The 6,926-nt window shown below is 69.6% G+C and carries 7 protein-coding genes; 4 read left to right on the top strand and 3 right to left on the bottom strand.

The genetic code is table 11. The features are described 5' to 3' along the window. Positions 1-786 precede the first annotated feature (786 nt). Positions 787-1,059, top strand: coding sequence for a ribbon-helix-helix domain-containing protein (locus K329_RS0100535; protein ID WP_028471534.1), 273 nt, complete (start codon positions 787-789; stop codon positions 1,057-1,059). Positions 1,060-1,090: 31 nt separating this feature from the next. Continuing rightward, a complete protein-coding gene (locus tag K329_RS0100530) occupies positions 1,091-1,333 on the top strand; it encodes a BrnT family toxin (protein ID WP_028471533.1) in 243 nt (80 codons plus the stop codon). 485 nt (positions 1,334-1,818) lie between these two features. On the opposite strand, the gene K329_RS0100525 is transcribed toward K329_RS0100530, so the two are convergent. From K329_RS0100525 to K329_RS23610, 3 genes are all read right to left on the bottom strand, one after another. Beyond that, positions 1,819-3,999, bottom strand: coding sequence for a hypothetical protein (locus K329_RS0100525; protein ID WP_028471532.1), 2,181 nt, complete (start codon positions 3,997-3,999; stop codon positions 1,819-1,821). A gap of 283 nt (positions 4,000-4,282) precedes the next feature. After that, entirely contained in the window at positions 4,283-4,534 is a 252-nt protein-coding gene (locus tag K329_RS0100520; protein ID WP_028471531.1) for a hypothetical protein, read from the bottom strand. A 135-nt stretch (positions 4,535-4,669) separates the two neighbouring features. Further along, the gene (locus K329_RS23610) at positions 4,670-4,984 is read right to left on the bottom strand and encodes a hypothetical protein (protein WP_043641732.1); all 315 of its coding nucleotides are present in this window, start codon (positions 4,982-4,984) and stop codon (positions 4,670-4,672) included. Between the two features lie 928 nt (positions 4,985-5,912). Between K329_RS23610 and K329_RS29170 the strand changes: the two genes are divergently transcribed. Both K329_RS29170 and K329_RS23600 read left to right on the top strand, forming a co-directional pair. Next, positions 5,913-6,530, top strand: a complete 618-nt coding sequence (locus K329_RS29170; RefSeq protein WP_052336201.1) for a DUF6668 family protein — start codon at positions 5,913-5,915, stop codon at positions 6,528-6,530. A gap of 56 nt (positions 6,531-6,586) precedes the next feature. Beyond that, the gene (locus K329_RS23600; protein ID WP_052336200.1) at positions 6,587-6,919 is read left to right on the top strand and encodes a hypothetical protein; all 333 of its coding nucleotides are present in this window, start codon (positions 6,587-6,589) and stop codon (positions 6,917-6,919) included. Positions 6,920-6,926: the final 7 nt, after the last annotated feature.

Genomic DNA, 6,926 nt, shown 5'->3' with positions numbered 1-6,926 from the left:
GGGCACGCGGCCCCCAGAATCAGTGGCCCGGGGAGGAGAAAACTCTCCGGAGCGAAGCGGAGGGACTCACCCCGTGCGGCCCGCAGGGACGGCCGATTCGAGAGCGCAGCTCGAGGCCGTTGAGATGTGGGGGCTGCTCGTCGACGTTCGTCGTGCACGAATCCCGTGTCCTGGAGGATCGTGGAATTCGTGGGGTTCTGCGTGCGCTAAGCCTGTGTACAGTGGGAGTTGCAAGAAGCGGGACCCCGCCCGGTGTGTAAGACCGGACGGAGCCCCTAGGTGGGTTTAGAAGCCCCACCAGAACCTCAGGAGTGCCAAGAGGGTTCGAGCGCCATTCATGGCCAGGTTTGCCCGCCTGGCTCGGCGCTCGGCCCTCTTCTCCTTTTCCAGTTCAGGGTCCGTTGCCGGTTCCTGCTCTGGAGTCGGAGTTGTTGGTTCTGGTGTCTCTGATGACTTTTCAGTCATAGTCCCCACCTCCTTCCTCCCGACTGATTCGGTGGTCCCTTGCGGGGCCGCCGCGCCGGGCGCTTGGAGGGCCGGTCCCGCGTGAGCGACCGACACCAAAGACTCTAGGTAGGACTGCCGACAGCTACGGGACGCGGGTCCCCGTTGCGCCGCCCTGAGAACCTCGGTTGACCCTTGCAGGCCTTCCGGGCGCTCCAGATCGCCCAACGGCGTCCGGACTAGCCGTCTCAGCACCTGTCGAAGACCAAGTCGCCTGTCGAACGGTCGCGGCGGTCGAGATGACCCGCATTGCGTAATACGAAAATGGAGTATCCTAGGTGCATGGGTTCCGAGACGAAGGTGCAGACGGTCGATGGCCAGCCGGTCACCGACGCTCAGATCCAGGCGTGGGCTGATGAGGCCGAGGCCGGCTACCCGGTCGAGCAGCTCCGCAGGCGGGGCCGGCCGGCGAAGGGCGATGGGCCCGCCGCCGTGGTGCCAGTCCGGATGGACCCGACGCTGCTCGGCGCACTGGAGGCGGTTGCCCTGGCGCAGAACGTGACGCGCTCCGAGGCAATTCGGGCGGCCGTTAGTCAGTACGTCGACGCCCAGTGATCCGGCGCTCTCGCCTGGTCCTGCGTCCCTAGTGAACATCCACAGCTCCGCCCTCAAGCACGGCATCGATCCCGACGATTCACTGCACGCGGCCGCGTCGCCGGTCTACCGGGCTTGGCTCGACGACGACAGCCCTTCGCGCGAGCTCCTCCTGGGTTTCGATCGGCAGGCCCGGCTCCTGGAGATCGTCGTGCTCACCTTCGACAGCGGCGATCAGCTGGTCATCCATTCGATGCGTGCGCGCCGGCAGTATTACGACCTGCTCCAGGGCTAGAGGCAGCGGCCCTCGCCGGGCGCCCCGTTCAGGCGCCCGGCGCGCCGGCGCGGGGCGTGTGGGATCAGCGCGGGGGGAGCGGGTCGCGACGCGCAGAGCGCAGCCTGCGCCGGTTGTCGCGTGCCGCCTCGTGACATCGGGGGCATTCGTTCTTGCCCCGGCGCCTCGCCACGGCGGTGACAACGGCCACTGCCGTCGGGATCAGGCGCATCACGGTGTCTGCGTTGGTCATCATCCAGTCCAACATCGGGTTCGGTCCCTTCCGCTGCGGGCGCTCGGCCGCGACTCGACCGAGCTGCCCTTACACCGAAGAGGAGGTGCCGATCAGCCCCGGGGATCGGACACCGGAGGCCGAACTTTCTTCAGGGGCCCCCGGTGGCCAGTACGGAACGCGTCGCGTTTCAGGGGCGAACCGCTGAGCGAGGGGCACGACCCGTCATTGTCTCCGTAGGTACTGACATACTGCGCTACGGAGCGCCGATAAGTCAGCCGGCAACCCTGACGCCGGCTAGCCGCAATGTCTGAGTCTCGAGGTGGGCGCGGTCGCGTTCCTCAGCGGTGTCGGGCAACAGCGCGAACTCCTGGCTGTCGTCGACGAGGTGCCGGTCGAGGCCAAAGCGGGCGCGGTGGCGTTCCCACGCGGCCACGGACGCTTGCTGCAGGGGCCGTGGGAGCTGGTCGTAGCGGCGCTGGCGCTCGCTGACGCGGGTGGCGTAATCGGGGCGGGGGAGTGCGTCGAGCCAGGCGCGGTGGCGCGCGGGTTCGTCGACGCCGACGCGGATGCGTCGCTGGGCCAGGTGGGTCTTAAGGCGTTCTTGGTCGAGGACAGCGAGGGCGTCGAACTCGGAGCGCCAGGCGTCGCGTCGGCGGTCGCGCTCCGTGGGGTCGAGGGCGTTCCACCAAGCGCGCTCGCGGGTGAACTGGGCCTTGTGGGCGCGTGCTCGTTCAACGTTCCAGCTCGAGGTGGCCGACCGGTAGGCGGCGCGTTCGGCCGTGACCTCGGCCGAGAGTTCGTCGTGGCGGCGGGCGGCTCGCTGGGTGTGCTCGAGGCCGGGTGCGTGGCGCACGACCCAGGTGCCATCGGCGGTGCAGTGCGCGAGGCCGGCTCTGGCGAGCTCGGTGAGGACCTGATGGCCAGTACGTGCTTGTGCGGGGCTGGGCGAGCTGATGGGGGTGTCTGTGAGGGCGCTGGCGTGCAGGACCTGATCAACGGTCAGGGCCTCCGGGCTGGAGGCGAGGGCGCGCCAGAGCGCGTGGGCATGTCCGGGGAACTGGGTCCAGAGGCCGCGGGGGAGGGGGGTGTGAAAACCAGGTGGGGGGATTTCCCGCACCCCCTCGTCAGGGGCCGGGTGAACTTCGAACTCGTAGCTGGAGGAGTCCTTCTTGGCGGGGTCCCAGGTGTCGGTGTGCAGCACCCCGACACCGCTGCAGGCACCTGCAGGGACATCAGCTGGGCGGCCTGATGGGGGGCCGTCGAGGAGGCGTAGGGCGGCGCGGATGGTCTTGCGGTCGCGCAGGCCGGTGTCGAGGACGAGATCTCGTTCGGGGACGGGGACGCGGCAGGTGTCGGTGCGGGCCATGCGGTCCAGGACGTGGTGGCCCACGAGGAGCAGCGAGCGGCGCCGGCGCAGCGGGAGGGTCCAGGCGCGCTCGAGGAGACGTGCACGGGCGGCCGCGACCGCGGCCGCCACGGCAGGGCTCGGCAGGTAGCTGGGCTCCGGGCCAGTGAGGGGGGCGGTGTCCGCCGAGACGGCACGGCCACCGACGGCGGCCGCGGTGCTGGAGTTGGTGGCGTCGCGCTCGACGACGTCGTTCCAGACCCAGGCGATCCAGCGGCGGCGGTTGCCGCGGGCCTTGCTCATCGCGTCGGGGTGGGCGGCGGCGATGAGCGCCCACGCGGACTCGGCGGTGTGGCCGGCGTGGAGCATCGCAGTGGTCGCGCGCAGCTCGTCGGTGGAGCGTGACTGGTCCTCGCCGCCGTGGGGCGGCGCGACACCGGTGCGCAGGTAGGTGGCCCACTGCGGGGGCAGGTCGACGCGTCGGCGCGGCCGCGTGGGCGCCAGCGGCGTACGGGCGACCGACGACCGGCGAGCCGTCGGGCGCGGCGCCTGGGGCGGCATGCCGGCGCCAGGGGCCCGCGGAGCAACGGGTGCGTCGCTGAGAGCGGTCCTGAGGGCTCGCAGGGCCGTGCGGAGATCTCCGTAGGGCTTCGGGTGGCCACCGAGGCGGTGTGGGGCGCTGAGGGGGCGTACGTGGCCGGAGCGGCGGGTGTCGATGGTGCGCGCGGAGGCGCGCATCGAGACACGGAGGCGCTCGACGGTCGCGTGGAGGTCCTCGACGTGCTTGCCGGCGACGACGAAGAGGTGGTGGCGGCCGTCAGCGCCGCCGGAGGGCCGCACGAGGTGCCAGAGGTCGGCACGTCGGCACCAGGCGGCGAGCTGCTCGACCACGGCGTGGCCACGCTCGCCTGAGAGGTCGACGTCGACGACCTGGACCTCGGGGCGCACCCGTCCCACGACGGTGGCCACCGCGCCTTCACCGACCAGAGAGAGCCCGGTCTCGAGGGTGGGGACGCGCACGCCGGGCACGGCCTGGTTGTCCGCGGCGATCGCGAACCAGGCCGTGGGAGAGAACAGCAGCTCGTCGAGCTGCAGCAGCGTGCTCACGCGCAGTCCCCCCCCACGGGGGTAGGCGAGCACCCGGCCGCCACTGCGGTGCAGAGCGGCTGGGTAAAGACACGCGGAGGCGGCGATTTGGGCCTGGCTCCGCCCAGGCACGGTGTTACCATCGGATCGTCTCTTTCGATGGGTTGGAGACGCGTAGAAGCCCTCATCAGGCTTCGTGTGGATTGATCACCGTCTAGCGGTGGCGGTCAGCCGAGTTGGTAGCTCGGACTGCCGAACAAGAGTGACTGCGAGGCCCGCCCCCCAAGGCGGGCCTCAAGTCATTTCAGGACGCGCTCTGCAGAGGCAGCTCCTGGTCGTCGTGGGGGCGCACGGGGCCGTCGTACCAGGCCGGGCGTCCGTTCGCGTCAATCGCGAGGTTCTCGAGGATGAGTTCGAGGGCTCGTCCCTGGCTGACGCCGATGTAGTCGGCAACAGCGTTGACCTTCGACTTCAGTGGCGCGTCGATCTTCGCGGTGAAGTTGGCCTTCGAGCGCACCGAGCCATGCGGCCGGTACGGGCGGTGGGTCGTGGCCATCGGTTCCTCCTCAAGTCGCGAACTTGCGCATGCGCATTACGGGCATTCAATCGCCCGGTGGCCGCAATGCTCGACATTTAAGGGTCGTGTCGGCGTGTCGCTTGGACCGCGCAATGCGTCGGGCGCCGACCGCGGCTACTCGCCGGCGACGAAGTCGTGCAGGGCCGCCTCAAGCTCGGCGACGCGGCCCTGGTCAACGCGGTAGATGACCAGGCGGCCGTCAGTCTCCGACCGCTCTTCGATCAGCACACCGGCGTCATGGAGCAGCTTGGTGTTGATCGACGCTGCACGCCTGGTAACGCCGAGAGCCTCAGCTGCGTGCGATTGAGGTCCCGGCGTCTTGAGGTAGTGGCGGATCAGGTGAGCCCGGAGCGCAGACCCGAAGACCCTCGTAGCGATCTCGACATTCACCGGCGTCTCCGCAGTGGTGACGACGATGACCTTGGGCACGTCGGCATTCTGCCTGACCTGGTTCTACGCATGGCACACCTCCGCAACATGGTTCATTAAACGTGCACATCTGGTAGCGTAGCGGACGCAAACGCTCTGCATTGGTGTGCAGGAATTGACCGATCGGACTGCAGGTCCTCGCATTACAAGTTTCTGCACCGGAACGCGGTGTCGTGACATCGCGAATGGGGCACTCAACCCAGCCGGGTGAGGGCCCGTTGGTTGGCGTTGTCGGTGGCCGTCTTTAGATTTTGATGGTCCAAATACCGCTCGGGAGGATGGACATGGGGAGCTCGGGATCTTCGTCCCGGGTCCCGCCGCGACCGGTTGTCCGGCTCGTGGTGGACCCGGTTGTTGGTGGAGTGGCCGTGAACGGCCGGGCCGTGATCGTCGCGGCTGGCATCGATCCGTACGTCGCTGGTGTGCACGAGGTGGCGCGTACGGTCGCGCAACCTCTGGGGCGCGCCGTGCGCTGTGTGGGGGAGGACCCCGACGGCGTCGTGGAGTTCGTGGTCGACCCGGACGGCGGGAGCTGGGACGTCGTCGACGTCTCGCCCTCACCGGCGGAGACAGTCGCACCGCGCACGGCTCCTCGGTCGGCACCGTCGTTGGCTCCTCCACGGGCTGCGAAACCGAGAGGGACCGGCGGCGGGGTCTCAGCTCGCGGCATCGCCTCGAGCGGGCTCGGTGGGCGGCTCAAGCTCGGTGTCACCGCAGGCGTCATCGCTGTGGTCGGCGCGACGGTCGGTGCCGTGTGGTCGACCAACCAGATGGACTCCGCCGGCAGCGACACCCGCCCGGCGGGGTCGTCCTCGTCGTCTCCCAGCCCTGACGCGGACCGCGAGAGCGACGCGTGTGGGTTCCGTGCGTTCGTGACGAGCGCCGTAGGGCTCAGCGACGCCCAGGGCTGCGACAGCGAGGGCCGGCGATGACGACCGAGACGGCGAACCTTGTCGCGCGCTGGACGGTCGCGCCGATCGACGCCGGCGCGACGAGCGAGCTCGACGAGCGGCAGGACGTTGACGGGGAGCGCGACCAGCTGTGGGCTGCTGTGGATCTGCCGGTGACTCCGACCCGCCCGGCGACGGTCTCGCCGCGGATCACGCGCCCGGCACCGCGAGACGACCGGTTCGTCTGGGTCGGCGCGCACGACGGCGCAGGGGAGACCTCGCTGGCCAAGGCAACCGGCCTGGGGCTGCCGCTGACACGTCAGTGGCCGCTACGCGCGATCGGGTGGCCGGGCGACGTGGTGATCGTTGCCCGCGCGACCTCCGAGGGCCTCTCAGCGGCATCGACGCTGATGCGCGAGGTCCTCTCCGGCGCGATCGACGACGTCCGCCTCCTGGCGCTGGTCGTGGTCGCCGACCGGCGACGAGGTGGCCCCGGTCGCGACGTCCAGGTGCGGTTGCACGAGCTCGAGGCCGTCGCTCCCACGATCATCCGCGTTCCCTGGATTCGTCTGTGGGAGCACGTGCCGGGCGCACCGCGCCCCATCACCCAGCAGCTAGCGCGACAGCTGATCGACCTTCAAGCCCACAGCGGCTGAAGACCCATTCGTCCTACACCCCACCCCACACAGCACCACTCATCTCGGAGGACACCATGAAGATCATTCGCCGCATCGCCACCATGACCACCATGACGGTGGGTCTGACCCTGGCCACGCTCGCCGTCGCTGGGCCGGCCTCGGCGTTCGAGGTCGACCCGGAGCCGACGCTGCCGGGCGGTCTGCAGGAGAAGGCCGACACGCTGCTCGGGGTCGTGATGGGCGTCGCGATGCTCGCGTGCGTCGCGGGCGTGCTGATCGCAGCGATCAGCATGGCCGTCTCGTACCAGCGCGGCACGGTCTCGGAGCACTTCGGCCAGCTGATGATGGTGATGGTCGCTTGCATCCTCGTCGGCTCCGCGACCTCCATCGTGTTCTTCCTCGTCTGAGGCCCTG

The organism is Nocardioides alkalitolerans DSM 16699 (genome assembly GCF_000426525.1).
GTDB lineage: Bacteria > Actinomycetota > Actinomycetes > Propionibacteriales > Nocardioidaceae > Nocardioides > Nocardioides alkalitolerans.
Note: the sequence above shows the minus strand (reverse complement) of the source record. Positions and strands in the feature narration are given on the sequence as shown.